The sequence below is a fragment of the Virgibacillus kimchii genome (assembly GCF_055379185.1).
In genome coordinates this window covers 3,187,377-3,212,718 of the sequence record NZ_AP043951.1, presented here as the reverse complement: position 1 = coordinate 3,212,718, position 25,342 = coordinate 3,187,377, and the positions used below count along the sequence as shown (strand labels likewise).

31 protein-coding genes and 1 other RNA gene are annotated in these 25,342 nt (G+C 40.7%); 5 read left to right on the top strand and 27 right to left on the bottom strand.

What is annotated here, in order from left to right; genetic code table 11:
* Positions 1 to 354 precede the first annotated feature (354 nt).
* Positions 355 to 864 carry an IS3 family transposase gene (locus tag ACZ42C_RS15405; protein ID WP_464891287.1) on the bottom strand — a complete coding sequence of 170 codons (510 nt, stop codon included), beginning with the start codon at positions 862 to 864 and terminating at the stop codon, positions 355 to 357.
* 61 nt (positions 865 to 925) lie between these two features.
* Positions 926 to 1,240 carry a transposase gene (locus ACZ42C_RS15400; RefSeq protein WP_461182413.1) on the bottom strand — a complete coding sequence of 105 codons (315 nt, stop codon included), beginning with the start codon at positions 1,238 to 1,240 and terminating at the stop codon, positions 926 to 928.
* 398 nt (positions 1,241 to 1,638) lie between these two features.
* Here ACZ42C_RS15400 and ACZ42C_RS15395 point away from each other — a divergent pair, with 398 nt between their 5' ends.
* Both ACZ42C_RS15395 and ACZ42C_RS15390 read left to right on the top strand, forming a co-directional pair.
* Complete coding sequence (locus ACZ42C_RS15395; RefSeq protein WP_461182796.1) at positions 1,639 to 1,917, top strand: AbrB/MazE/SpoVT family DNA-binding domain-containing protein; 279 nt, start codon at positions 1,639 to 1,641, stop codon at positions 1,915 to 1,917.
* A gap of 478 nt (positions 1,918 to 2,395) precedes the next feature.
* Positions 2,396 to 3,703: an aminotransferase class V-fold PLP-dependent enzyme gene (locus ACZ42C_RS15390; protein ID WP_461182797.1), complete on the top strand. Its 1,308-nt coding sequence runs from the start codon at positions 2,396 to 2,398 to the stop codon at positions 3,701 to 3,703.
* Between the two features lie 116 nt (positions 3,704 to 3,819).
* On the opposite strand, the gene ACZ42C_RS15385 is transcribed toward ACZ42C_RS15390, so the two are convergent.
* Entirely contained in the window at positions 3,820 to 4,776 is a 957-nt protein-coding gene (locus tag ACZ42C_RS15385; protein WP_461182798.1) for a LysR family transcriptional regulator, read from the bottom strand.
* A 476-nt stretch (positions 4,777 to 5,252) separates the two neighbouring features.
* On the opposite strand from ACZ42C_RS15385, the gene ACZ42C_RS15380 reads away from it, so the two are divergent.
* Both ACZ42C_RS15380 and ACZ42C_RS15375 read left to right on the top strand, forming a co-directional pair.
* Complete coding sequence (locus ACZ42C_RS15380) at positions 5,253 to 6,467, top strand: pyridoxal phosphate-dependent aminotransferase (RefSeq protein ID WP_461182799.1); 1,215 nt, start codon at positions 5,253 to 5,255, stop codon at positions 6,465 to 6,467.
* Positions 6,464 to 6,901, top strand: a complete 438-nt coding sequence (locus tag ACZ42C_RS15375) for a RidA family protein (RefSeq protein WP_461182800.1) — start codon at positions 6,464 to 6,466, stop codon at positions 6,899 to 6,901. The genes ACZ42C_RS15380 and ACZ42C_RS15375 overlap by 4 nt, the downstream gene beginning before the upstream one ends.
* Before the next feature lie 286 nt (positions 6,902 to 7,187).
* On the opposite strand, the gene ACZ42C_RS15370 is transcribed toward ACZ42C_RS15375, so the two are convergent.
* Genes ACZ42C_RS15370 through ACZ42C_RS15360 form a run of 3 tightly spaced genes read right to left on the bottom strand, consistent with a single transcriptional unit; the run spans position 7,188 to position 8,724 of the window.
* Positions 7,188 to 7,712 carry an SMI1/KNR4 family protein gene (locus ACZ42C_RS15370; RefSeq protein ID WP_461182801.1) on the bottom strand — a complete coding sequence of 175 codons (525 nt, stop codon included), beginning with the start codon at positions 7,710 to 7,712 and terminating at the stop codon, positions 7,188 to 7,190.
* Between the two features lie 21 nt (positions 7,713 to 7,733).
* Positions 7,734 to 8,207 carry an HNH endonuclease signature motif containing protein gene (locus ACZ42C_RS15365; protein ID WP_464891286.1) on the bottom strand — a complete coding sequence of 158 codons (474 nt, stop codon included), beginning with the start codon at positions 8,205 to 8,207 and terminating at the stop codon, positions 7,734 to 7,736.
* Between the two features lie 52 nt (positions 8,208 to 8,259).
* On the bottom strand, positions 8,260 to 8,724 hold the full coding sequence (locus tag ACZ42C_RS15360) for a hypothetical protein (RefSeq protein ID WP_461182803.1): 465 nt from the start codon (positions 8,722 to 8,724) through the stop codon (positions 8,260 to 8,262).
* 309 nt (positions 8,725 to 9,033) lie between these two features.
* Between ACZ42C_RS15360 and ACZ42C_RS15355 the strand changes: the two genes are divergently transcribed.
* On the top strand, positions 9,034 to 9,315 hold the full coding sequence (locus tag ACZ42C_RS15355; RefSeq protein ID WP_461182804.1) for a RidA family protein: 282 nt from the start codon (positions 9,034 to 9,036) through the stop codon (positions 9,313 to 9,315).
* An 83-nt stretch (positions 9,316 to 9,398) separates the two neighbouring features.
* Here ACZ42C_RS15355 and ACZ42C_RS15350 read toward each other — a convergent pair whose 3' ends face one another.
* The 21 genes from ACZ42C_RS15350 to ffs form a co-directional block, all read right to left on the bottom strand.
* Complete coding sequence (locus ACZ42C_RS15350) at positions 9,399 to 10,154, bottom strand: hypothetical protein (RefSeq protein WP_461182805.1); 756 nt, start codon at positions 10,152 to 10,154, stop codon at positions 9,399 to 9,401.
* Positions 10,155 to 10,703: 549 nt separating this feature from the next.
* Positions 10,704 to 11,585, bottom strand: a complete 882-nt coding sequence (gene rsmI / locus ACZ42C_RS15345; RefSeq protein WP_461182806.1) for a 16S rRNA (cytidine(1402)-2'-O)-methyltransferase — start codon at positions 11,583 to 11,585, stop codon at positions 10,704 to 10,706.
* Entirely contained in the window at positions 11,563 to 11,856 is a 294-nt protein-coding gene (locus ACZ42C_RS15340) for a GIY-YIG nuclease family protein (protein ID WP_461182807.1), read from the bottom strand. The genes rsmI and ACZ42C_RS15340 overlap by 23 nt, the downstream gene beginning before the upstream one ends.
* Complete coding sequence (locus ACZ42C_RS15335) at positions 11,843 to 12,589, bottom strand: tRNA1(Val) (adenine(37)-N6)-methyltransferase (RefSeq protein WP_461182840.1); 747 nt, start codon at positions 12,587 to 12,589, stop codon at positions 11,843 to 11,845. Before ACZ42C_RS15335 ends, ACZ42C_RS15340 begins: the two co-directional genes overlap by 14 nt.
* A 73-nt stretch (positions 12,590 to 12,662) precedes the next feature.
* On the bottom strand, positions 12,663 to 12,974 hold the full coding sequence (gene yabA / locus ACZ42C_RS15330) for a DNA replication initiation control protein YabA (protein ID WP_461182841.1): 312 nt from the start codon (positions 12,972 to 12,974) through the stop codon (positions 12,663 to 12,665).
* Between the two features lie 56 nt (positions 12,975 to 13,030).
* Positions 13,031 to 13,855, bottom strand: a complete 825-nt coding sequence (locus tag ACZ42C_RS15325; RefSeq protein WP_461182808.1) for a PSP1 domain-containing protein — start codon at positions 13,853 to 13,855, stop codon at positions 13,031 to 13,033.
* A gap of 7 nt (positions 13,856 to 13,862) precedes the next feature.
* On the bottom strand, positions 13,863 to 14,852 hold the full coding sequence (gene holB, locus ACZ42C_RS15320) for a DNA polymerase III subunit delta' (RefSeq protein WP_461182809.1): 990 nt from the start codon (positions 14,850 to 14,852) through the stop codon (positions 13,863 to 13,865).
* A gap of 28 nt (positions 14,853 to 14,880) precedes the next feature.
* Complete coding sequence (locus ACZ42C_RS15315) at positions 14,881 to 15,315, bottom strand: YaaR family protein (RefSeq protein WP_461182810.1); 435 nt, start codon at positions 15,313 to 15,315, stop codon at positions 14,881 to 14,883.
* 82 nt (positions 15,316 to 15,397) lie between these two features.
* The gene (locus tag ACZ42C_RS15310; protein WP_461182811.1) at positions 15,398 to 15,727 is read right to left on the bottom strand and encodes a cyclic-di-AMP receptor; all 330 of its coding nucleotides are present in this window, start codon (positions 15,725 to 15,727) and stop codon (positions 15,398 to 15,400) included.
* Between the two features lie 16 nt (positions 15,728 to 15,743).
* Positions 15,744 to 16,370, bottom strand: a complete 627-nt coding sequence (gene tmk, locus ACZ42C_RS15305) for a dTMP kinase (RefSeq protein WP_461182812.1) — start codon at positions 16,368 to 16,370, stop codon at positions 15,744 to 15,746.
* A gap of 18 nt (positions 16,371 to 16,388) precedes the next feature.
* Positions 16,389 to 17,798 carry an aminotransferase class I/II-fold pyridoxal phosphate-dependent enzyme gene (locus tag ACZ42C_RS15300; protein ID WP_461182813.1) on the bottom strand — a complete coding sequence of 470 codons (1,410 nt, stop codon included), beginning with the start codon at positions 17,796 to 17,798 and terminating at the stop codon, positions 16,389 to 16,391.
* Positions 17,799 to 17,947: 149 nt separating this feature from the next.
* Entirely contained in the window at positions 17,948 to 19,375 is a 1,428-nt protein-coding gene (locus ACZ42C_RS15295) for a hypothetical protein (protein ID WP_461182814.1), read from the bottom strand.
* The gene (locus tag ACZ42C_RS15290; protein ID WP_461182815.1) at positions 19,372 to 19,926 is read right to left on the bottom strand and encodes an RNA polymerase sigma factor; all 555 of its coding nucleotides are present in this window, start codon (positions 19,924 to 19,926) and stop codon (positions 19,372 to 19,374) included. Before ACZ42C_RS15290 ends, ACZ42C_RS15295 begins: the two co-directional genes overlap by 4 nt.
* A 172-nt stretch (positions 19,927 to 20,098) precedes the next feature.
* A complete protein-coding gene (locus ACZ42C_RS15285; RefSeq protein ID WP_461182816.1) occupies positions 20,099 to 20,284 on the bottom strand; it encodes a sigma factor G inhibitor Gin in 186 nt (61 codons plus the stop codon).
* Positions 20,285 to 20,366: 82 nt separating this feature from the next.
* On the bottom strand, positions 20,367 to 20,633 hold the full coding sequence (locus ACZ42C_RS15280) for a pro-sigmaK processing inhibitor BofA family protein (protein ID WP_461182817.1): 267 nt from the start codon (positions 20,631 to 20,633) through the stop codon (positions 20,367 to 20,369).
* A gap of 403 nt (positions 20,634 to 21,036) precedes the next feature.
* On the bottom strand, positions 21,037 to 21,249 hold the full coding sequence (locus ACZ42C_RS15275) for a YaaL family protein (RefSeq protein ID WP_461182818.1): 213 nt from the start codon (positions 21,247 to 21,249) through the stop codon (positions 21,037 to 21,039).
* Positions 21,250 to 21,264: 15 nt separating this feature from the next.
* Positions 21,265 to 21,861, bottom strand: a complete 597-nt coding sequence (recR, locus tag ACZ42C_RS15270) for a recombination mediator RecR (protein ID WP_461182819.1) — start codon at positions 21,859 to 21,861, stop codon at positions 21,265 to 21,267.
* 132 nt (positions 21,862 to 21,993) lie between these two features.
* Complete coding sequence (locus ACZ42C_RS15265; RefSeq protein ID WP_461182820.1) at positions 21,994 to 22,317, bottom strand: YbaB/EbfC family nucleoid-associated protein; 324 nt, start codon at positions 22,315 to 22,317, stop codon at positions 21,994 to 21,996.
* 85 nt (positions 22,318 to 22,402) lie between these two features.
* Positions 22,403 to 24,094, bottom strand: a complete 1,692-nt coding sequence (gene dnaX / locus ACZ42C_RS15260) for a DNA polymerase III subunit gamma/tau (protein WP_461182821.1) — start codon at positions 24,092 to 24,094, stop codon at positions 22,403 to 22,405.
* Between the two features lie 207 nt (positions 24,095 to 24,301).
* Positions 24,302 to 24,487: an aspartyl-phosphate phosphatase Spo0E family protein gene (locus ACZ42C_RS15255; RefSeq protein ID WP_461182822.1), complete on the bottom strand. Its 186-nt coding sequence runs from the start codon at positions 24,485 to 24,487 to the stop codon at positions 24,302 to 24,304.
* Between the two features lie 238 nt (positions 24,488 to 24,725).
* Positions 24,726 to 24,991: signal recognition particle sRNA large type (gene ffs / locus ACZ42C_RS15250), an RNA gene on the bottom strand.
* Between the last annotated feature and the right edge of the window lie 351 nt (positions 24,992 to 25,342).

Sequence of the window (25,342 nt, the reverse complement as noted above, 5' to 3'; positions counted from 1 at the left end):
AAAAATGAAATATATTACTATTGTAGCTTTTCTCATTGAATTTGCCAAGAAGGGGACTGGGACTGCTGAAAAAGTGCCTGTGGTCAAGCCCCTTAAAAAAGGACATTAAAAAAGTCGACAATCAATATAGGTTTTCTTGACCCACCACCCTTGACTTTGTTTGTGTCCATGGTATTTTTTGACTGGCGGATGGGAGAAATAATCCCCTAAGGGGAAGACCATCCGCCTAACAAGCGTACCATGGACAATCACTTCTAAGTTCCGCTGGCGGGGCCCCGTCCCCTTCCAGCGATCACTAAGAAGTGGCACGACAGTCAAGGGCAAGCAGCTGCGCTGTGGTTACATGGACGGCAGTCAGGCACAATTTTTGTATTGTACATAATATGCTTTAGGAGAAATGAACCCAAGTCTCTTTTGGATTCGTTTCTCATTAAATCGTTTTACGAAGGATAATAAATTTTTCCTGTAAGTCTTTCGTGAACAGTTGGGATAGAAACAAAGAAATTCTGTTTTAAGCTGTGAGAAAAAACTTTCAATGACGGCATTATCCCAACAGTTTGCCTTCCTTGACATGCTGGGTATAAATTTAAGTTTGCTGCTCAATTGATGATACATAAGCGATCTGTAGACGCTGCCCCGATCGCTGTGTATGAGTACGCCTTCCAATGTCTTTAACCTTCTTTTTCTTTGTGCTGCTTCAATCGTATCCTTAATTAACTGCTGGTTTGGGCTCTCCGATATTTTAAAAGCGATAATCTCCCGGTTAAATAAGTCCATAACGGCTGAAATATAAACTTTTTGGTTTTCCACCCACAGCTCCGTCATATCCGTCACCCACTTTTGGACACACCAAGTACGCGGCATAACAGGACCACAGGATAATGATGAGCCTTCCTCAAATAAGTAACCGCATCATATTTTTTGGCTATTCGTTCTCCTTGAGAAAGGCCTGGAACTTTTTTAGGATTTCTATCTCTAATTCCTTTTCTTTTAGCTCTTTCTTTAGCTCTGTCACTTTTTGTCCTTCATTAACTTTCTTCCGTTGAGTAACAGAACGTTGATTGATTAATCCTTCTTTACCATTTAAAAGATAAGCTTTACGCCAATTATTAACCGTATCCCGATGTACACCAATCTCTTCGGCAACTTGTGCAACACTCCGACCATTTTCAAGAATATCCTGTACTACCTTCAATTTAAATTCAGCACTTTTGTGGGTCTTTCTTTGCTTTTCATCCATTTTATAACCCCCTTATAAAAGTCCGTAATGACGTATTTTCATTATACCCTATTGTCCATTATAAGGGGGTTGAGCACTGTCACTCCCCGAATTTTGTCGAATGATTTACGTATTAATTATTCACTTTTTTTCTTAATGTTATAGGTGCTAATGCTTTTTTTATTTACTGGATGCTTCAAAGCCGTGTAGGAGCAGGCTTATCTTTTTGACTAATTTTTAATTTTTTCTAAAAATTTTATTGACAATAAAAGGCACGGTTGGTATTCTATACACAAGAAGTTGTCGAAATATGACGATTATTATCAAATAGTAATAAAGACAGTATTCCATGCTAAGTAAATTTTCCTTAAAGCTTAGTAAAGAAATAACTGTTTAACAAAACCAAAGGGGGAAACGACATGAAATCTACAGGAATTGTTAGAAAAGTTGATGAGCTGGGGAGAGTGGTTATTCCAATTGAATTACGCCGAACGCTGGATATCCATGAGAAGGACTCCATGGAAATCTATGTGGATACCGATAAAATCATTCTGAAGAAATATAAGCCAAATATGACATGCCATCTTACAGGCGAAGTTTCCGAGGATAACCTTTTCCTGGCGAATGGAAAAATTGTACTCAGCCAGGAAGGTGCCAAGCAATTGGTGGAAGAAATCGAAACTCGTTTTAATAAATAGATAAATTGCCGCATTTTTAACAATGGCATACATACTGCTTAGCGGAACATTATCTATTATCAACATGCCGGAAGACCCGCTTGCCACAAAAGGGATTCTTGAAAGCTATTTTTGCTTTCAAGAATCCCTTTTTCTATGGGGGTCCAAGTTAAACAAAATGAATGAGTGTATAAATTGCCGGGGGCTTCTTTGCGGGGATTTTCATGCTAAGTCCGGAACAGCACTGTTGACATATCCACCCACTAATATAGAGAAAAATATATACCATTATAAACATTTTCGTATTTGAGTTATAGGATAATAAGAACTACTATTATAGCTGGAAGGCAAAATATTTGCACAAGTTAAACGAGCATTTTTTACTTGAAACTAAATAAGCTTTTGACGTGAAGTACGGCAAGCTTTTGTTTTTTAACAATCCAAGCATTGGGTTCACCAGTAAAATACATCCTGGAACAAAATAGGAGGACTAATGAAAATGACCAAACTGCATAATGAATCTGCGTTATTTACGAAGGAATTACTGGAAGAAATAAGAGAAAAGTTCGCTTTTGTTGATATGGATCCCCTCAAGCAGACAAAGAGACTGTATTTTGACAATGCCGGCGGATCTTTAAGATTAAAGCGTGCCATTGAAAAATTTACTCAGTTTGACTTGATTCCCGACCATCCACAGCGTGACCATGCAGCCGCAAAATACCTGGCGGAGGTGGAACAAAAAGGGATAGACGACACACGCACTATATTCAATGCGAAACAAGGCAGTATTGCAACTTACCTGACTGCTTCCCAGGCCATTTTTGAAATAACGGGAAAGATTGCTGAAAATGTGGAAGGAACCAATATTGTGACCACTGCATTGGAGCACCCATCTGCATATGACTCCGCAAAGTATTATGCAGAAAAGACAGGGAAGGAATTTCGCGTGGCTAAAACAAACCCTGTAACAGGGGGAGTGGATGTGGAAGAAATTATAAAACGCATAGACAATGAAACTTCCTTTTTAAGTGTGATATACGCATCCAATATCTCAGGTGCCATTTTGGATATCGAAACGATCGTAAAAGAAGCAAGAAAAATTAAACCGGATTTGTATATTATCGTAGATTCCGTACAGCATGCTCCACACGGAATCATTGATGTGGAAAAAACACCTGTGGATGTCATGAACTTTGCGCCATATAAATTTTTTGGCGTTAGGGGTTGCGGCATTGCCTATCTATCCGAAAGAGCTGCAAGCCTCCCGCATCACCGTCTATTTGGCAAGACTGATAGTGATTTACAGCTTGGCAGCCCGGTACCCGCCCACTTTGCATCGATCAGTGAGATTGTTGATCATGTGTGCTGGATCGGCAGCAAATTTTCAAGTGATCAGGACAAAAGAAGTTTATATGTCAAAGGAATGGAGCAGATCGCTTTATATGAACAATCACTTCTGGAAGTCATGCTCAATGGAACCGATAAAGTGAAAGGCTTAAGAAATATTCGCGGCGTCACCGTCCACCTTGACTATGAAGACTTGTCCAAAAGGGATTTCATTGTAGCAATTAGCATAGAACATTTGGATTTTCAGGAGGCTGTCAGACAATATGAAGCGGAAGATGTGATTGTCTATGAGCGTATGGCATCCAGTATTTACTCAAAAAGAATGCTGAACTCATTTGGAATGGAAGGGGCAGTAAGAATATCGCCTTTGCACTGCAATAGTGTGGAAGAGATAGAGTTATTCCTGGAGGTTACAGAAAACATTGCGGCAAGAAGTGCCAAGCGGATGCATTCTTCATGAGTACTGCCATCATCAGATAACAACCGATAAGGGTCATCTTAATGCCAAAAGGAACGTTCATTAATAAATGAAATGAGCGCTCCTTTTTTAAATCCCAATCAAAGTTATTCAAAAGATTACATATCAACAAGCCTCTTCCCATTCAAAAATTCAATAAAATCCTCCCCGGCTTTGGAAAGCGGCTCCGAATTTTTATAATACAACATGATTTTTTGATAGGCATGTTGATCATCTATTTTGTAAAAGAATAATTTATCTGTCCTTTCCAGATGGCGGGTAACCCCGGCACGTACAAAAGCAATGCCCTTTCCGTTGCGGGCAATATAATATGAGGTCAGCATTTGGTCAAGATCCATGGATACCTTGGGGGTAAAGCCTGCTGTTTTGCACATTTTTAAGCTTCTCTGGTACATATCATTTCCTTTTTTCAGTAATAGGAAATTTTCATTTTCAAATGCCTTGAGATTCACTTTTGGGTACTTTTCATGCACATAATGGCCGCTTGCCACATCATGGAACGTGAGACGGTACGCTTCTAAATGGTTATTCACCTCAAGAGATGCCGGAACCGCAAGTAAAATATGTTCCTCTGCCCAAACATAAGCATCGAAGGCTTTAGGAACGCCTTTTTTTTCAACATCTATCACTATATCGACAATTCCCGAACGCAAACATTTCATCAGATCATCTGCATTGGCTTCCAGAAGATTTACCATATGATCTGGGTACTCCTCCTTAAACTCCTGCACAATTGCCGGTAAAATATAAGTACAAAAGAAGGAAGCTCCCCCGACATTGATCGTTCCCGCCGTATTATCCCGCAAGCTATTAAAATAGGAACGCATTTCTTTCTCTATGCTCATGATGTTCTCTATCGATTCAATATAGTATTCTCCGGCGGTGGTTAATTGGATGGGATTACTGCTCCTGTCAAATATGGGAAGCCCAATCTCTTCTTCCACCTTTTTGATGGTTGCACTAAGTGCCGGCTGTGAAATATACAACGCTTCTGCCGCTTTGGAAAAGCTTTTATTTGTATATACTGCATACACATAATCCATATTTTTCAACATAAAGACACCTCTTCTTAAACTGACGTATTCATGATTTGAGAAAATTTGGTTGTCACCAAGCCTTTAGGTGATAGCCTTTTGGACTTATTCAAATTTTTTTGGTGGGGCGAGCATTTAGCGCAGCCCCAGCGTAAGAAAGTTTGATAATTTCTTACCTGCTTAAAAATTATTTATTTATGAGAACACTAATTACGATAAAAGCAGAAGTAACCGTGAACAGCCAAACAACTCAAGAAATAGCTTGGGAATAACAATTTCTCTATCTACAGCAGCACCTCATTTTATTTCCGCCTCTACTGTGATTCCCTTTCTTGTTGAGCAGATACTTCACTACTATCAGTATATATAAATATTTATATCGTTATATTTTTTTTCGTATTTGAGTTAAGGTGGGATAAGGACTACTATGATAACTATAAGGAAAAATAAAGCTTGATGCAAAGTGAAATAAATATAACAGAAAAGAGTGACTAATCATGGATACATTAGATAAAAAGTTTTTAAAGCTGGGTGCTGAATATGCGCCTGGTCAGGAAGTAAGACAGGGTACAGATGAGGTTAAACTGCAATATGAGAAAATCCCCGGGACACCGGTTGACTTTTCGCACGGTGATGTGGATGCTTTTGAACCGGTTCCTGGCTCCCTTGATGTTTTTAACGAAGGGGTCCGGCTTGGTGGTAAGCAGGCATATACCGAGTATCGCGGAAGTAAAGATATTCGCGAAAATGTAGTCGAAAAGCTGTCTCATTTCACAGGTGCAACAATTGACGCAGAGCGAAATTTTATCATTACCCCCGGGACACAGGGAGCACTTTTTCTTGCTATGGGGTCCACCGTTTCCAGGGGCGACAAGGTAGCCATCGTAGAGCCGGATTACTTTGCCAATCGAAAACTGGTCGAATTTTTTGATGGTGAAATCGTTCCTGTGCAGATGGACTATTATGCAACAGATACTTCCGCAGGCCTGGATTTAACACAATTGGAGGATGCATTTAAATCCGGGGTGAAACTCTTCTTGTTTTCCAACCCAAACAATCCGACAGGCGTTATTTACGCACAGGATGAAATCCGGGCAATTGCAGGACTTGCACAACAGTACGGGGCAAATGTTATCGTGGACCAATTGTACTCACGCCTGATCTTTGAGGGAAGAACCTACACGCATTTATCCGCGCAAAATATGGTAGACCCGGAAAATGTCATCACGATTATGGGACCATCAAAAACAGAATCACTCAGCGGCTACAGACTGGGTGTTGCATTCGGTTCAGCCAAAATTATCGATCGCATGGAAAAGCTGCAGGCTATCGTTTCCCTGCGCGCCGGCGGATATAGTCAAGCCGTCCTGAAAACCTGGTTTTCCGAGCCGGATGGATGGATGACGGAACGTATTGCCGCGCACCAGGCCATCCGTGATGACCTGGTTGCAAAATTACATGCTGCGGCAGGCTTTAAAGTAAGAGCTACAGAGGCGGGAAGCTATCTGTTTCCAAGCATTCCGGCGTTACGTGTTTCGATAAATGAATTTGTGAAACTGCTCCGTCTTCAGGCCGGTGTTACGGTAACACCTGGTACAGAATTTGGCCCACAATTTACTGACAGCTTCCGTATCAATTTTTCACAGGACCATAAAGCAGCAGCAGATGCCATAGACCGTGTCATTCAGGTCGTGGAGGAGAATCGTAAATGAGTCATTCAGGAGAAAAAAATAACCCTGTTCCACAAGGAAAATATGTCCCGGCCTCTCGGTTTGGGAACATAATCTATACGGCTGGAATGACGCCAAGAAAGAATGGCGTATTGCTGCAAAGCGAAAAAGTGAAAACAACGGAGCCGCTCTCAACCTATAAATCTGCAGTCATTCAGGCAGCAGCCAATGCACTGGCTGCTGCAGAAAATACACTTGCAGCAGGAGAAAGACTGGAGCAGATACTCCTGCTGAATGTTTACGTGAATGCAGAGGATACCTTTCAGGAACATACCAGCCTGGCAGATTATGCATCTGCTTATTTATTTGAGACACTGGGCGATGCAGGTATAGGAAGCCGCGCTGCGTTAGGTGTTGCATCTTTGCCCGGCAATGCGCCGGTGGAGATTCAATTGGTTGCTGGGGTTTATTCTTAAAAACAATAAAAATATTCTCTTTATAGATAACGAACCCATTTGCATAAAATAAGTTTAGTTTGGCAAAGACTAAAAGCAAGTATGGTTATGATGGTAGTCCCCTCTGCCTTACATCGTTTGGCAAACTGTGAACACTATGGCAGAGAAGGACTTTTTTATTACACACTTAAAGGTGCTTCCGTTTTTTGTTTTCCCTTACATAACATAGGCTAAATCAGGAGTTAAATTGATCTATTAAAAATGGATTGGATACCTGCTTCTAGTAGATAACCACAACTTAGATAAATTAAAAATGTTTATAATATTTCTCTGCATCTAACCATGGCCATTCCCAAAAGTTCGAACCATTAGAGACAATAAATCTGTCTACGAAAAGCTCAAAATTCATATTTGCTGGCCGTTTTTCTAAATGCCCAAAGTAAAGATGGTTTTTATTGTTTTCTTTACTATTTTTAATCATTAGATGTTCTTCGTGCACATACCCAACAGGAAAAAATTCGTTATTCATATTAAGGTTCTGGTGAACTTTTTGAACCTCTTCTAAAGAGTAAAGTAGTAACCCACCGCCAATGTTGGTGTCCCCAAGAAATAATTCAAATAACTTTGCACCATTATGCTCCAGTAAAAATGCTTCATAGTCAGCTGGAAGATACCAATTTTTGTTTGTCTTCACTTTCTGTATATAACTATAATCTGATGGTTGATTGAAATGAAAACCAACAGTTTGAATTTCCCCTTGGTGAAAGATCACTTTTAACTTATTATTATCCAGTTGAGTTTTCAATGCATGTAAAGTTTGTTTTAAAAACATTAAATACTACTCCTTTAAGTTTTAGTAGTGATCCCACCACCGTTCTACGACTTGTTGATGTAATTCTCTAGGTAAAGGATATAAATTATCAAAACTATTCGTTCCGCCATATTGTCTTTGTACGACATGGTGAATATCAATTGGTGCCCAGTCCCATTGAGGGTCACCATAGGTATCAATATAATCACGAATATAGTTAGCTCTTAAAGTGGGGTTCCACGGAACTCTTTCAGAGTTTGGAATCCTTTGTAAATCAGTTCTGTAAGGAGTTGGCATATATTCACCGCTATGTTCATTATAAATAATTGGATAAATCACGGCGCGGCTATTGGTCAAAAACGGTTCACTTTGGGATGTTCTAGTTATTGGATTAGAACCCAACCACCCAGCTACACTCGTAGTTGATGTCATCCAATATTGAGTTGAACTTACAGAATAACTCTCAGAATGTGATTGCCCAAGACGAATTTGAGGACCTGTCCATTCTACATGCATATCGAATACTTGTCTGTAAGATCCAAATTCTTGATTATTATTGTATAGACTTCTACCAACTATTATTAACTGGCGGTGTTCCAATAAGCTCTGTGATTGATGCTTCTAAGGTAATCCTTCTATTGTCGGCATCTGCTATTGTTTGAGTAGTAATCCCAACGTATCCTGTATTCTGTAGGTCTATATCAATTTCGGGTATATCTTCTTTATTAGCATTTTGACCCTCTAATATTGCTTCAGGATTAACCGATTCAGTGTTATTAATTACTTCTTTTTCATTTTGCTGAAATTCTTTTCTAGTTAATTCCTCTATTTTTTCAAGTTCTTCTGAAGAAACTGATTCAGTGTAACCATCTTCATTTACCTTAAGAAAAAATTTCTCAGTAATTTTTACTTCTTCTTCATCTAAAGAGGTTAGAACTTGGATGTTTGATTGTGCATGGATGTTTGGAACAAACATAAAAGACAACAATAAAACTAGAAAAATAATCGAAAACCTTTTCAATAACTTGTTCATTTTTCTCCCCCTTTTTAAATTAATTGGAAATCCAATAAAAACACATCTACCCCCCTTCCATTATAACCATTAAAATACATTTCTCTTAAAAATTAACATAAATATGAATCAAAAAATATAGTATATTTGTACTATTTCGTCGACATAACTAGTCATTTTTCGACACATAGAATGATGCTTTATAGAAGATTTATTGAAAAGATAATCTAAAAGTGATGTATCCTATCTCTCGATAATGACAAGAAAAAGGGGGTGATAAGAAAATGAATCAATACAAGTACTTTCATAAGTTGTAACAGTACATATCCGTTGACTAAAAACTACATTCAATATGTAAAAAGTAAATACGTTAAAAAAGACGGGACACTTGCAGCAGGAGAAAGACTGGAGCAGATACTCCTGCTGAATGTTTACGTGAATGCAGAAGATACCTTTCAGGAACATACCAGCCTGGCAGATTATGCATCTGCTTATTTATTTGAGACATTGGGCGATGCAGGTATAGGAAGCCGCGCTGCGTTAGGTGTTGCATCTTTGCCCGGCAATGCGCCGGTGGAGATTCAATTGGTTGCTGGGGTTTCTTTGTTATAGACATTGGCATGAGTGATTTACTTTACTCATGCTTTTTCATGCAGCAAATAAAGTAAGCTATTCAAACCTGTTTGCACTAAGGTTCAGCCCTCCTCAAGGAATTCATCCACCTCGTCTAATTCGTATGTTTGGTACTCCAAACCATCCTGACTGATAATAAAGAAGATGGGTAAATCCTTTTCGATATCGAAAGCTTCCACATAGTCATATGCCGGCACGCCATCCTGGTGCAAAATACTTCCGAAGCTGGTCACATGATCGTAATCCAGCAAATGCTCCAGATCAAATTCATCATAACCGCCCCATCCTTCTCCTCTCCGGTGCACGATACCCACATAATAACCGTCTCCATCAGAGGGGGCAAAGCGCTGTATCATTTCTTCGGGAGTTACATTGTCTATGACCAGCCGGTCTGTGTCTATCTGTATAACACCCTCAGCCTTGTCCATGTAGTCCTCTATATCATATGCTGCGTACACTTTATCCCCTTCATGTATTTCTTCCACGGCAACTGATTCCTCATCTGTATTGACAATATCCAATTCCCCGGTTCTTTCCACTTGCAGCGTATACTGCATATCGTCCACACCGTCTGCTCCTTCTATTTCCATCATATATTCGGCCCGGGCCTTTGAAATATCAAGGGTAATATGCGCCTCATCCGCTTCCAAAAAGTACGTTAGAATATATTCCTCCGAAAAAAACTCCCCTTCATTTTCACCAGCATCTGTGTTTTCGGCAGATTCTTCGTTTGGTGTGTCTTCCGTGCCGCAAGCAACCAAACCGATTATCAACACACTTGCTGTTAGCAGCAATATGTTCCATCTCCTATATTTCACATGTATGCCTCCTAAATGCGTGAAAATTTTTGCTTATATGATATTAGACGAAACAACATGTGAAAAGTTGCGGGGATGAAGCGCGCATTACCATGCCCATTATGGCAGAAAGGATATTTTTGTTTTATAGTTATTGTCTTCTCTATACTTCTTCACAACATAGGGCTATCGGAAACCTCCATGGAATATCCAAAATTAAAAATGCTTATAATATTTCTCTGCAACTAACCATGGCCATTCCCAAAAGTTCGAACCATTAGAGACAATAAATCTGTCTACGAAAAGCTCAAAATTCATATTTGCTGGCCGTTTTTCTAAATGTCCAAAGTAAAGATGGTTTTTATTGTTTTTTTTACTATTTTTAATCATGAGATGTTCTTCATGCACATACCCAACAGGAAAAAATTCGTTATTCATATGAAGGTTCTGGTGAACTTAAGGTTTAGTGACCTCTCAACCTTGTTGTGCGACTTGTTGATGTAATTCTCTAGGTTAAGGATATATTATCGAAACCATTCGTTTTACCATAATCATTATATAACAGGAAATTCAATCACCTTTTCCCACATGATATGCCTGATAAATCTCCCGCTTTGGCACATTTCGGTCCAATGCCGCCTGTTTAATCGCCGCTTTACTCGTATAATCCGCTTTATCCATATAGCCATTCACATGTTCCTCTATGGACAACTCCTGCCACCATTCAGAACGCTCGCCTATTTCCGATTCTGTACTTCCCTCCACTACAATACAAAATTCCCCCCTAAGCTCATTCTTTTCCGACCAGGTGATTAAATCATCCATTGTGCCCCGGACATACTCTTCAAATCGTTTTGTCAGTTCCCTGGCAAGAGCAGCGTGACGCATTCCAAATATATCTTTCATTCCATGCAACGTATCCTTCAACCTGTAGGGTGATTCATAAAACAAAAGCGTGGCCTGAAAATCTTTTAGTCTCGCCAGCTCCGACTGTTTTTCTTTTTTCTTTCTTGGCAAAAATCCATAAAAATAAAACTCGTTCGTGGGCAGACCGGAGCCGATTAACGCACATAAAGCTGCATTCGCACCAGGCAGCACTACCACAGGCAAATTCGCCTCCGCAGTTGCCTGTACGATTTCAAATCCCGGATCGGATATTCCGGGCATTCCGGCGTCACTCACTACAGCAATCGATTCTCCTCGTGACAATTTTTCCAAAAGAAGCTCTTCCCTGGCCAATTTATTATGTTCATGATAGCTGATTAAGGGAGTGGAAATATCAAAGTGATTCAATAACTTTTTCGTATTCCGGGTGTCCTCAGCTGCGATGACATCAACTGATTTTAATGTTTGCAGCGCTCTGTATGTAATATCCTCCAAGTTTCCAATAGGCGTGGGAACGACATAAAGTGTTCCCTTATCCGTATCTTCAAAGCTCTTTTGAATGTTCACTGCTACTCACTTCCTTCAGCATCTTGCGGATCAGCTGTATTTTTCCTTTTCTGCCCAATTGTTTAATCTCATATTCCTTTTTCATTGCAGCTTCCTTTGTCGGAAAACGTTCCACATACACCACTTGAAACGGCCCTCTTCCCCTCGTATATTTTGCGCCTTTTCCTTCTGTATGCATTTTAAGTCGATGCTCTAAATCATTCGTGTAGCCTGTGTAGAATGTATTATCTTTACATTTTAATATATAAACGATATGTTCATGCTCTGTCATAAATAATTTCCTCTGCTTCTTTTGTATAGTTTCCATCTTCCTCATAAATATATAAAGGCGGTAAAATTTTTAAATCCGGTTTTCCGTCCCGGACCCCCTCTATCAGCAGCATGTTTGCATCCCTTCCTTTTTTCGGGTATACAAACTGAATACGCTTTGGCTCCAATTTGTAGGAGCGGAACAATGCAATCAAATCCACCAGTCTTCCCGGACGGTGCACCATGGCTACCTTTCCCCCGGGCCGCACATGCAGTTTGCACGCTTTCACCACGTCTTCCAATGTACAGTAAACTTCGTGGCGGGCGATCGTTAAATATTCATTGTGATTATGCTCATTTTTGGAAGGGGTGCGAAAATATGGTGGATTGCAAGTTACTACGTCAAAATTGCTTTGTCCCAAAATCGGCTGCATTTCTTTTAAATCGCCGTGTATGACGCTTAATTGCTCTGTAAGCCTATTTAATGCAAAATTCCTTACTGCCATTTGATAAATGCGTTCCTGGATTTCCACCCCGGTTATTTTCGCATTGGTGCGTTTGGATAACAGCAGGGGTATCACCCCATTACCCGTGCATAGATCCAGAATGCTTCCCTTTTTAATTGGTACATAAGCAAAATGGGCAAGCAGCACAGCATCCAATGAAAAAGAAAATGCCATTGGACTCTGGATAATCTTCATACTTTCATCTGCCAGCAAATAATCCAATCTCTCATCATCATATAATGGTACCATGGTTGATCCTTTCTTTTGCAACACAGGGACGGTTCTCCTGATGCAACTGCAAAAGGAGAACCGCCCCTGTGTTTTACGATGTTTTATTAAAAAAATCCAGGCAGAAGATACAATCTTCCTGTCTTGGACTGCCGAATTCAAAGTTGCATATATGGAAGCCTTCTTCATATAATCTGGCTAAATTATCATAGCCTTCTTTCGGAGAACTATTGGTTCGTTTCTTTTTATCTGTGTTGTTGTCTTTCTCTTTTTCCTCTGCTTCTCCGAAATGGTCGCGTAAATGATGGTTTTCCATGGCCAGCCGGTGATTTTCTTCCAGGAGCTCACTTAGTTTTCCTTTCAGGTCGCCAAGCTGTTCATATAGTTCCCCTATTTGTTTCTCCATATCAGAGACTTGGTCGAATATTTTTCTCCGATTGTTATCCACGCCTACTCACTCCATTATTTTGCAGCTGCAACCATACCTTCATTAATGAGTTCATCCAACGTATACTCAATAACCTGTTCGTTTTCGCCGCCAATTTCTATTTGAATCAGCCGCTCCAACATGTTTAATCCAATCACTTTTCCTTTGCCGTATGGTGTCTTCAGGCTTTGCCCGATATCAGGAAGTTCGCGTTTGGCCTGTTCATACTCATCATTTTCATACTTCAGGCAGCACATTAACCTGCCGCATAAGCCGGATATTTTTGCCGGATTTAATGATAAGTTTTGATCCTTGGCCATTTTTATCGATACGGGCTCAAAATCACCCAAGAAAGTGGAACAGCATAGCATTCTGCCGCATGGGCCTATACCGCCGAGCATTTTTGCTTCATCCCGCACACCGATCTGTCTCAATTCAATACGGGTTTTAAACATGGAAGCCAAATCCTTAACCAAATTACGAAAGTCGACGCGTCCATCTGCCGTAAAGTAAAAGATAATTTTATTCCGGTCAAATGTGTATTCCACATCTACTAGATTCATATCCAGCTCGTGCTCTTTAATCTTCTTCGTACAAGCCTCAAAGGCTTTATCGGCCTGTTCCTGATTTTCCACGACGGTTATTTTATCCTTCTCTGTTGCCATGCGGATAATCTTTTTCAGCGGCAGCACCACATCCTCTTCATCCACCTTCTTATCGACAAGGACAACCTTTCCGAACTCAATCCCCCGAACTGTTTCCACAATAACATAACTGTCCAGTTCAACGGGGGCATCGCCCGGATCAAAGTAATATATTTTACCCGCTTTTTTAAAGCGGACGCCTGTAACTGTGATCAATCTTTTTTCACCTCTTTAGTTGAAGTGTAAGCTGTTCCATCACTAAGGTCGGATGGACATTTTGCTTCAATTTTCTTTTCGCCTGTAAAATAGCCTGTAAGATGGAAATAATATTTTCCTGTGAAAATGACAATGCAGCTCTTTGCAATAAATCACTATTTGCCTGAAAAAATACGAGCTGGTTTTCATTGCCGATATGATAATAAAGAACGTCCTTCCATGCCAAAACCATCATATCAAGACCTTGTTCCTGCTCCGGTCTTTCTTTAAAATGCGGCATCCAGGAGGAATGTATAAAAAGATATGCATCCTCAGGGTTATTTACAAGCGTTTCTACCAATTGTACCACTAATTTTGAGGCTGTGGCAAACTGGTCATCAGCCTTCCATGTAAGCGCATCCTTCATGCTGTTGGTCAGCGCACTCATCAATACGGCACTTTGCTCGGGGATTCCTTCTTCTATTAATTTATTTTGGAAATTTTTCGGATTGAGCGGTTGTAGATCAATTACCTGGCACCTGGAGCGAATGGTTGGTATGATGGCGCTGCTGTTTTCTGTCAGCATAATAGCTGTCGTTTGCCTGGATGGTTCCTCCAGAAACTTTAAAATCCGGTTGGCAGCATTTAATGTCAGTGTATCTGCAGCTTTAATAATGTAAACTTTTTTATTGGATTCCATGCCGGAGTATGTAAATTCCTTTTGCAGGTTTCTAATCTGTTCTATCTTAATCGACTGCCCGTCAGGCACCACCCAATGTACGTCCGGATGATTTCCGGAATCGACCCTTTTGCACATATTGCATGTATGGCAAGGTTCAATCCCCTCTTTATTCGTACAAAATAGTCCTTTTGCGATTAATGATGCAATGGCTTCCTTTCCTGTTCCAGGTTCTCCCTGGATCAGGTATGCATGAGAAATGCGGTCTCTTTTTATGCTGTTTGTAATAATTCTGCCTGCCAACGGCTGAATTTCCGCCACTTCCGACCATGTTTTCATTGCTGCTCTCCCCCATACTCCCTATCAATTACATATATATGTTAATCAGCAGACCTTTTATTTCTCCGATCAGGCCTAAAATGTCCACTGTCTTCTTTTCCTGGTTCATGACTTCTTCCGTTAATTCCATTAGTTTTTCATCTATTTGTTTCACTACCGTCAGGTGACGGGATTGTCCGTTGACTCCAAAGCTATGGGACTGCTCCAGGTCCATCCCTTCCTTGACTGCTTTTTGCAGAAAACGCTTGACCATTCGCTTGAATTTGGCCAGGTCACGGAAGGAACGGAAACGTGCCAGCTTATTTCCCTGCTGCGTAATATCCTTCATCAATTGCTGAAATTCCTGCTCCTTCACCTGATGCATCCGGGACTGAAATGTTTTATGAAATTCATTCGTATTGCCCGCAGACGGCCGGGAATACGCCGTATCCGATTGTGTTCTCAACTCATGACCAATTTTCATATCCCCAGCCCCTTCCTGTAACACGGGGACGGTTCTCCTGCTCCATAAACGTTATATGCAACAAGAAAACCGCCCCGCTATTTCAAAATTGGTAAAACGATTCGATTGGCAATATGAAGCAGGTTGCTCCGCCTACTTCGACTTTCACCGGTTTTGGAATATAGGAGTCTGCATTGCCGCCCATCGGGGAAATAGGTGCTACCATTTGCTCGCGATGGGAACAATTTTCCTTAATAATTTCCAATGCTTCATCGACATATTGATCCTCACAACCGATCATCAATGTCGTATTTCCTTCTTTTAAAAATCCGCCCGTTGTCGCAAGCTTGGTTGTTTTAAAGTTTTCATCACTCAACGCATCCGTCAGGCGGTTTGAATCTTTATCCTGAATAACCGCGATAATCAGCTTCAACCCGTCCACCTCCTCCTTATTTTAAATGCATGACAATCTCTTTTAAAGCATCCTTTTTCACTGATTCCATCGGCTGATCCGCATCAATACAGTACATACGATTCGGAAATCTTTGTAACAAAATATGATAAGCTTCGTAAACCTGTTCATGAAAATGGATCGTTTCCAAATCCAGACGGTTTCTTTCTCTATTCTTATTCGCCGCAATCCGTGCTAATCCTTTTTTTGGTTCAATATCAAAAAATAATGTTAAGTCAGGCATGCAGTCCTGGATGGCAAATTGATTGACCGAAAACACCTCATCCATACCAAGTCCTTGAGCGTACCCCTGATATGCCAGGCTGCTGTCGATGAATCGGTCACATAATACGATCTTTCCCGCTTGCAATGCAGGTAATACCTTCTCTGCCAAATGCTGGTGGCGGGCTGCAGCGAACAACAATGCCTCTGTTCTTTTTTGCATCTTAGTATTGGCAGGATCCAGGATGACATTTCTAATCTGCTCTGCAATCTCAATTCCGCCCGGCTCCCGGGTAGTCATGACGTCATAACCCTGTTCTTCCAGTGCTTTTCCTGCTGCATGCAGTACGGTTGTCTTCCCTGCACCTTCCCCGCCTTCAAATGTAATAAAATATCCCTTCACGTCATTTCTTCCCCTTTTTCACTGCCGAAATATCATCATGCCGCGCTTATTCCACTTCTGAATGGACACCTGCTCTTCTTTCAGTTTCCGGAGCATGTCCACATGTGCTTCCGTCACCTTTTCTCCTTTGAGAATAAGCGGTATGCCTGGTGGATAGGGAATGATGGCTTCTGCTGCTATATATCCAACGGCCTTATGAAAAGGCACCAATTCCTGTGGTATTTGATCCATTTCCCGATAGGATAACGCCAATTCCTGCATCGGATTCAAAAATAGATCTTCCCCTACTATTGTACCATGTTCGGGTCCTTTTTTTAATTGCCGGCTGACTGTTTTTACGGTTTTTTCTACCCTTTGCCTATGCGGAAAGGGAGCAAGCCCATGAATAAATAAAATCTGATTATGGGTAGTAAGCTCCGGATACATATTTTCCTCTTCAAAAAGTGCCGCTGTTTCTTTTGCGCTGACTCCCTCTTTCACTTGCAATGTCAGCTTTAACGGATCATCTGAAGGTACAAACTGCCAACAATCGGAAGCCTGCAGCACTTGTTTTAGCTGTGCAGCACTTTCCATGACTTCCTGTATTTGCTGTTTCTTCAATGACGCTAAAAAATACCTCGCTATATCCAAAGAAGCCATCAATGGATAGGAAGGACTGCTTGACTGCACCATCTGCAAATAATGACCCAGCTTCTCTTTGGAAAGGCGTGATGATTTTGCGACATGCAAAAAGGCCCCCATCGTCATGGCGGGTGCCATTTTATGAGCAGACTGCACCACGGCATCCGCACCAAGGGATAAAGCTGACGGAGGAAACGGCTCTCCCAGGGAAAAATGCACCCCGTGCGCTTCGTCCACAAGGACAGGAATATTGCGTACATGCGCTGCTTTGATCATTTCCTGAATAGCATAGGTTTTACCAAAATAATCCGGGTAGGTAAGCAGGACAGCTTTGGCATCCGGGTGCGTTTTTAGCGCTGATTCCAGTGTATGTATTTCCGGATTTGTATACCGGCCGACTGTCTCATCGTACATCGGAGAGATAAATACGGGATGCGCCCCAGCCAGTTCCAGTCCATTCATAATTGATTTATGGCAATTTCGCTGTACGATCACTTTATCACCACTGGAGCATGACGCAAGCAGCATCGCCAGGTTCCCGGCAGTACTTCCTCCTACAAGAAAGAAAGTATGATCTGCCCGAAAAAAATCAGCAGCCAGATCCTGTGCTTCTGCAATCGGCCCCGTCGGCGAATGCAGGTCATCCAGCTCCGGCAGTTCAGTCAGATCCAGCTGCAATATACGGTCGTAAAAATTTCTGTCAGGGAAAATTTCCCCGTTTTTATGTCCGGGTACATGAAAGGACATTGGATGTTGTTTTGTAAAATTGACTAATGTATCGTATAAAGGGGTTTGTTTCTGGTTCATGTGTATCGCTCCGTGTTTATTTTTCAACCTTTAATAAAAATGAAAATGACCGGTGTCATAGCTTAAAAATACTACAACACCGGAGTCAGGAAGTTTATGTTTATTATCATGTTTTCATCATAGAATTACAAATGAAAGCAGAATAGATATTAAAAATGTTCCGCTTCATTTTTCAATAGTCTCATGCGCTCATGGAAAATACCGCCATTATAGTCCTGATAATCTTCATGAACACGCTCAAAGTACCAATTGCCTTCCACCTCGAAAAACTCAATATAACCATTATAATTATTCCCGCCGGAATTATTGCCATAGTTATAATGGTGAGGTATGGCTCCATCCTTCTCATTATATAAAGCAGGATCCATACCAAACGTATTAAAAATTGGCTGGTATCCCTGATCCAACGGAAATCCTTCCTTCACCATGCCGTATGAATAGAAACTGAAATCGGAAAACCTTCTGTCGTAAAATCGCCATTCCGTATACACGTCCTCGTCAATTTTCTCTGTTTCCGTGCCGGATTCAATGTAACTGGTCATTCCTAATTCCTCATTTACATAAAGCTCTATATCTATGGAATCAATTCTCAACGCGCCTAAGTGTACAATGGCCTCTCCTTCTACTGGTCTAGCATAAGTTGGGTGCATTTCTGTCTCATCCAGCATCAGATATGGCATTTCTTCGGGTGCCAAGGAAGCAAGCATTTCCCATGATGTTTGCCAGGTTTCTTTATTGTCCAACGGCAAATCGGCAACATAAATCATTTGTCTATTGAAAAATTCTGCTATGAAGATTTCATAATATCGCCCTATATCTTCATTTTTAAATGCATAAACCTGCGCCTCCTCAATGTTAAATGGAAACAACATTTCATAACGATTGAATGACAAAGGTTCCTGCGTAATTTTTTCAATAATACTGGAGCTCGGCACAATGGTTTGATCCGTATGATTATAATTAGATAGCAGTTCCTCTGCGTAATCGATTAATGCTCCATCTGTCTGTTCCTTATTAAATAAAATAATTTGAATCTGCTCTGTTTCGTCTCCGCTGAGGTAAACATTCAAATGATCATCCTCTGTTGTTTCTTCCATAGACCAGTTTGTGGGTAAATCCAGGACAAAGGCATTATCGAAAGATTGAAGGTTTGGACTATATGAGTTTGCGTCAAATATTGGTCGTTCCAGCACTTCATTAATAAATTCTTCATCTTCACCAATATCATTTAAATGAATCGGCTGGCCGCTCTGTTCCATATTTTCTTCAACTTCTTCTACAGTTTCCTCTTCCACATCTGCAGCCGGTGGAGAGGGTGTTGAACTTGGATCATTGTTTGCAAACAAATCTGTATCTAATAATAATATAACCATGATTCCAATAACGGCGGCCGAACCTATACTTGCAAATAACTGTCTTTTAAATTTTGGATTAGCAGGTTTTGTCATTTTGCTCGACTCCAATCCTTGTTGAAAAGCCACTAAACTTTTTTCGTGCGCTACTTTAGGGGCTTTTATTAAATGTTTTTTTTCAAATATATTCTTTAAATCCTGATCTTCCTTGTTTTTCTTTTTCAAGCGTCATACACCTCCATTTTCATTTTTTGGTTTAACGCTGCCCTTGCCCTGTGCTGTATTGATTTGACCGCTAACACGGATTTTCCCATGATCTTAGAGGTTTCTTTAATTGAGAAACCTTCAAAAAACCGTAAATGCAAAACAGACTGATAATGCGACGGCAGTTCTTCTATATACTTGATTACCTCATTCATTTGGATATGATTTAACGCCGTATCTTCAGCTGAATCTACGTATTTGCCAATGAAATCAAATTTATCCATTTCCATTGACTGGGTATCCTTTTCCTTCTGTGACCCCCGGTAGTAATCAATGACGGTGTGACGTGCTATTTTGAAAACCCAGGTTTTAAATGACGATTTTCCTTTAAAGGTTTTTAAATTTCTGGCAGCCTTGAAGAATACATCCTGCAAAAGTTCTTCTGCATCATGGTAACTGCCCGTTTGCATATAAAGGTAATGAAAAATACGATCGGCATGCCGTTTATGTAAAGTGATTACTGCTTGATGATCTCCCTGTTGAATGCGGTATATGAGCTCATGGTCATTCATTTGTATCCCCCAATTCCCTTCTCCACCATTATAGACGGAATAATTTAGAAAAGGGTGCGGAATTTACGAAGTTTGTTGAAAAAATGGGTTAAAACCAATACTTTGAAGTGAAATTACAGTTATTAAGGTATACAAAAAAGCCTTTGCGGACGTACCGACAAAGACTTTTTTTCTAGGAATATAGTTTTGGTTGCGTTACATTTTTTAATTTATGCAGGTAGTATTTGTATTTCTCTTCCCTTGGTTCGGTATGAATCATATTATACTCACAATCCGTACAGATAAACATCGTGTACAGATGAATGCCTTTTTCCTTTTCTTCCTCACAAATACCACATCGCTGGTTTATTTTTTTCATGTCCCCACCTCCGTTAGAACCTAGTATCTCCGAATCTAACGTATTTTATGCAGGGAAACTAAAAAACTTTAATGCTATTTAACTAAGGAATAATAAATAAATGAATGGCTGCCAGGGAAGCTACGCCAAATAACCCGAGAAACCCGGAGATAATGACCGTGAACAGGTTGATTGGAATGTGTAAACCAATCGCACCACCGAAAACGTTCACGAAAAATAAAAATAATATGCCGATCCCAAGCTTGATTGTCGTATGCCCAATAAAGCGCATCGGTTTCACCGGGGCTCCCACAATTAATAATAAAATAATTAATGCCACCATGATTGTAATAACAACTGTAGAACTCACGATACACCCAACCTTTCTTGTCCCCTTTATAGTACTTATGCAATTTCGGGTAAAAAAAGAACAATAACGGCAGATTGAATTTATTTACTGAGGTGACAATAAAACACTCATTGAATATCCCAGTCATTGATAATTTAAGCACAATAACACTTAATAAAATTCTTGAGTAATCTTTTAACGAACTGGCGGTGATTCTTCGCTTTCGTTCACTCATCGGAGCGATCTTTCAACGAACAGACGGACATTCTTCTCATTCGTTCACTCATCGCCCGTTAAAGCAACGAATGCGACAAAGGTATCATCGGCAGTAATACTTCTTCAATCACAATCTCCCCAGGCTATTAACTTCCAATAAAAAATAGCGTGCCAATCAACAAAGAATTTGGCATGCTATTCTTTCTTTCTAGTAGTCTTTTGCACTGACATTACGATGCCGGGCTTCACGCAGCAAAAATAGATACTGTGCCCGCAGTAGTTTTGCCTGATGATATCCGGTAATTGTCGGTTCCATGCTTTGATCGATAATGGATTGAACCTGCTTCCATTCGGATTGCAGTGAATAAATAGTATCTAATAATTGCTTGTCTATATCTTTTTTCTTTATTTTTCTAGCCATGCATGTCACCCGATCCTACAAATCTCTTCTTCCTTCAAGTGCTTTGGATAACGTTACTTCATCGGCATATTCCAGATCCCCGCCAACCGGCAATCCATGGGCAATTCTGGTTGTACGGATTCCGGATGGTTTCACCAGACGGGATATATACATAGCCGTTGCTTCCCCTTCAATATTCGGATTGGTGGCAAGGATCAGTTCCTCCACTTCCTCGTCCTTCAGCCGATTGATCAGCGCGGGTACATTAATGTCTTCCGGGCCAATCCCGTCCATCGGTGAAATCGCCCCATGCAGCACATGATATTTTCCCTGGTAATCCTTCATTTTCTCCATGGCAATCACGTCTTTTGGATCCTGCACAACACAAATAATTGAGGAATCGCGTGAGTTGTCCTTGCATATCGGACATGGATCCTCATCTGTAATATTTCCACAGACAGAACAATGTGTTAATTCCCGCTTGGCATTTACCAATGCTTTTGCAAAATTTAACACATCGTCTTCTTTCATATTTAAAACAAAAAATGCCAGACGGACTGCTGTTTTTGGCCCGATCCCCGGCAATTTCGTAAAACTGTCAATAAGTTTGGATATTGGTTCTGGGTAATACATTACAATGTTCCTCCTAGAACGACAGTGCACCCCGCCAATCGGGCAGGCCGCATAAAAAACAATGGATAAAACAGGTTATTTCACCGGGAGTTGCCGGTGAAACCCCTGCTGGAAACAATTTAAATCACTAAATTACATCATACCCGGAGGCATATTCAGACCTTTCGTGAATTGTCCCATTGTCTCGTTTGTTTTATCGTCAATCTGTTTAATGACATCATTCGTAGCAGCAAGGACGAGATCCTGAAGCATTTCCACATCATCCGGATCTACAACCTCTTCTTTAATTTCCACGTCGGTAATTTCCTTTTTCCCATTGGCAGTTACTGTTACCATTCCACCGCCGGCAGACGCTTCAAACGTCATTTCATGCAGTTCATCCTGCGCCTTCATCATTTTCTTCTGCATCTTCTGCATTTGCTTCATCATATTATTCATATTTCCCATACCCTTCATGGAAAACAACTCCTTTTCATTATATATTTAATCTATGGTAAATTGCTGCTCATCATCCAGCAGCCTGAACATATAAATCAATTTGTTAATCATGGATTTCCAGTAAATCTTCTCCGACAAGTTCTCTTGCCTGTTCCACAATGGGATCAGACTTCTGTTCCTCTTCTTTGGTATCGCCTTTATCCTGATGATTAATATATTCATTACGGACTTCCTGCCAGGCTTTATCCGGTATCGGAATAATAGTCAGTGATTTACCCATCACATTGCCTAAAACCGTTTCCACCGTTTGCCTATGGTCAAGGAACAGTGAGCAATGAATTTCATATTTAAAAGCGACGACAACTGCTTCTTCTGATGCTGCTACAGGTTTACTATCCTGAATGGTCGCATGTGCAGGTGCATTTGTCGTTTTTAATTGAGATAAGAAGGTAGCCCACTGGCCCTGTATCTGTTTTCTTAAGTTTTTCTCAGCCTGTTGAACAACATTTCGGATTCTTTCATAAGGCACCTTAAAGCCGTTCTTTGATGATCTTGGCCGCGTCCTTTGCACTTCTCTTCGTGGCGCAGGCTGCGGGTTATCTGCTGATTGCTGTTTAAGACCGGCTATTTCCTTTTCCAGCTGATCCAATTTGGAAGTTAACTTCATCACAGCAGCGGAATCCTGGGTTTCAGCTGTTGGTTCCTGCTTTTCATAACGATTTGCAATAGTAATCAACGCAATTTCTATAAATACCTTTGGACTATTCGTCCATTTAATTTCCTGCTGGCATTGATTTAATTCCATAATCGCTTCCTGGATCCATTCGTTGGATACTTGTTCCGTGAGTGCCTTGAAATGTTCATCCACTCTGGCACGTTCCAGCAGTCCTCCCAGGCTCGGTGCACTTTTGAACAGCAGTAAGTCGCGCATGAAATAAATGAGATCATAGACGAAACGGGCGGGGTCTTTTCCGCCGGCGATTAATTCATCGAGCAGTGTTAATGCACTTTGTACATCTTTTTCATGCATTACTTTGACAATGTCTGTCAGGATCTGCTGGGAAACGCCTCCTGTTACAGCGAGGACATCTTCCAATTCCACTTTATCATTACTGTAGGAAATCGCCTGATCCAAGATACTCAGCGCATCCCGCATTCCGCCTTCCGCTGCCAGGGCGACAGTTTCCAACGCTTCCGTGGAAACAGAAATATTTTCCGAATCCAGGATTGTTTTCATTCGATCTACAATGGTCTGATTGGAAATCGGTTTGAAATCAAACCGTTGGCACCTGGAAAGAATCGTTAGCGGGATTTTATGCGGCTCTGTTGTGGCTAAAATAAACACCACATGCTTTGGCGGCTCCTCCAATGTTTTTAACAGTGCATTAAAGGCATTCACGGAGATCATATGCACTTCATCAATTATATACACTTTATATGGTACAGAGCTGGAGGCATATTTTACTTTATCGCGGATTTCCCGAATATCCTCTACGCTCGTATTTGATGCGGCATCAATTTCAATGACATCCGAAATAGAACCATCCTGAATTCCGTGGCAGGCTGCACATTCATTACATGGTTCTTTCGCCGGGGCTTGTTCACAATTAATCGTTTTGGCAAAAATCTTTGCAGCACTTGTTTTTCCCGTCCCCCTCGGACCGGAAAATACATAGGCATGAGAAAATTTCTCCTGAACAATTGCGTTTTGCAGCGTCCTTGTAATATGAGTTTGTCCAACTACATCCTGAAATTGTCGTGGTCGCCATACGCGGTATAACGCCTGGTAGCTCATAGTCATAATCCCCTCTTTTGTCTCCTTCTAATTATACTCTATTTGAGGGGTAATTGTGAACCTTGGAGATAAATTTATTAAGAAGTTATAGGGGGAGGCGCTGTACAAAGAGAAATCAGCACACTGCCGATTTCTCTTCTTTTTGCTTTTTGGTTTATCTAAGATGAAAAGGAGTCAGCGGAATTTACTATGAATGTTTTTTGCTTATTAAACCCAGGTTGTTTTAATTAAGTATTTATTCATAAGCTGATCCAATTGCTGACTGCATTTAATGGTTCGTTCATCCTGCAATCCATACTTCTCGCCGAGTTCAATCATCTCTTTTTTCTTTAATGCAATGTTATCCGGCACATGAAATTTACTCGGCACTTCTCGTACTACCCCTTGTTCCATACCTGTTATTTCCTTTCCATATATAGTTACCAAAAAAAACACAACCATGAGTAATTATGCCCATTATAAATAAAAAATCAAGGCATTCGACAATCAAAGTCAAAAGAATATAAAAGAAGACAAGATTTTCTAAGTAAATTGGAAGATATTGCAAATTGGCAGATAGACATTTTGACACTAGAAAAATATGTAAAAATCCCTTTACCAATTGGTAAAGGGATCTAAAGAATTATGTAAGCCGTGCACCCATTCTTGATGTGACAGCCCTATGCGTTACTTAACTTCATGGCTCGGTTCAGGTAACCCTGCGGCACACAGGAATGACCACTTACTGCTGCTTCCTTCCGGACCTGACAGGATTCATGGGTTCCTGTTGCGCAGGACCTGAACGTCAACACCATTCCATTAAGGCAGACCATAAAGCTGTCTCACCTCAAATGGGAATTCAGCCTCGCTATAGCGGCTTGCGAGTACAGGGCACCGCTACCTCCCCGCCTAGCACGGCACTCTTTATTATAACATTCTCAATGAAAAATGCAATAAGGGATTTTATGGGAGAAACTGTGGATCTGACCCATTCGATTCACGGAGGTTTACCCTCCGAATATCGAGAAATGTTCTGCTGGGTTTTTTCCGCCATGAACAATAACCTATTTGGGCTCCGTGAAGCTTTCTATTGGACATTTCATTGCAGAAAAATTAATTAGGTCAATGAGGAGCTCTCTATCTGACCTTGCATGCGCAAAAATACCTCATTAGGTCACTGAGAAGCTCTCTATCCGACCTTGCATGCGCAAAAAAACCTCATTAGGTCACTGAGAAGCTCTCTATCTGACCTTGCATGCGCAAAAATAC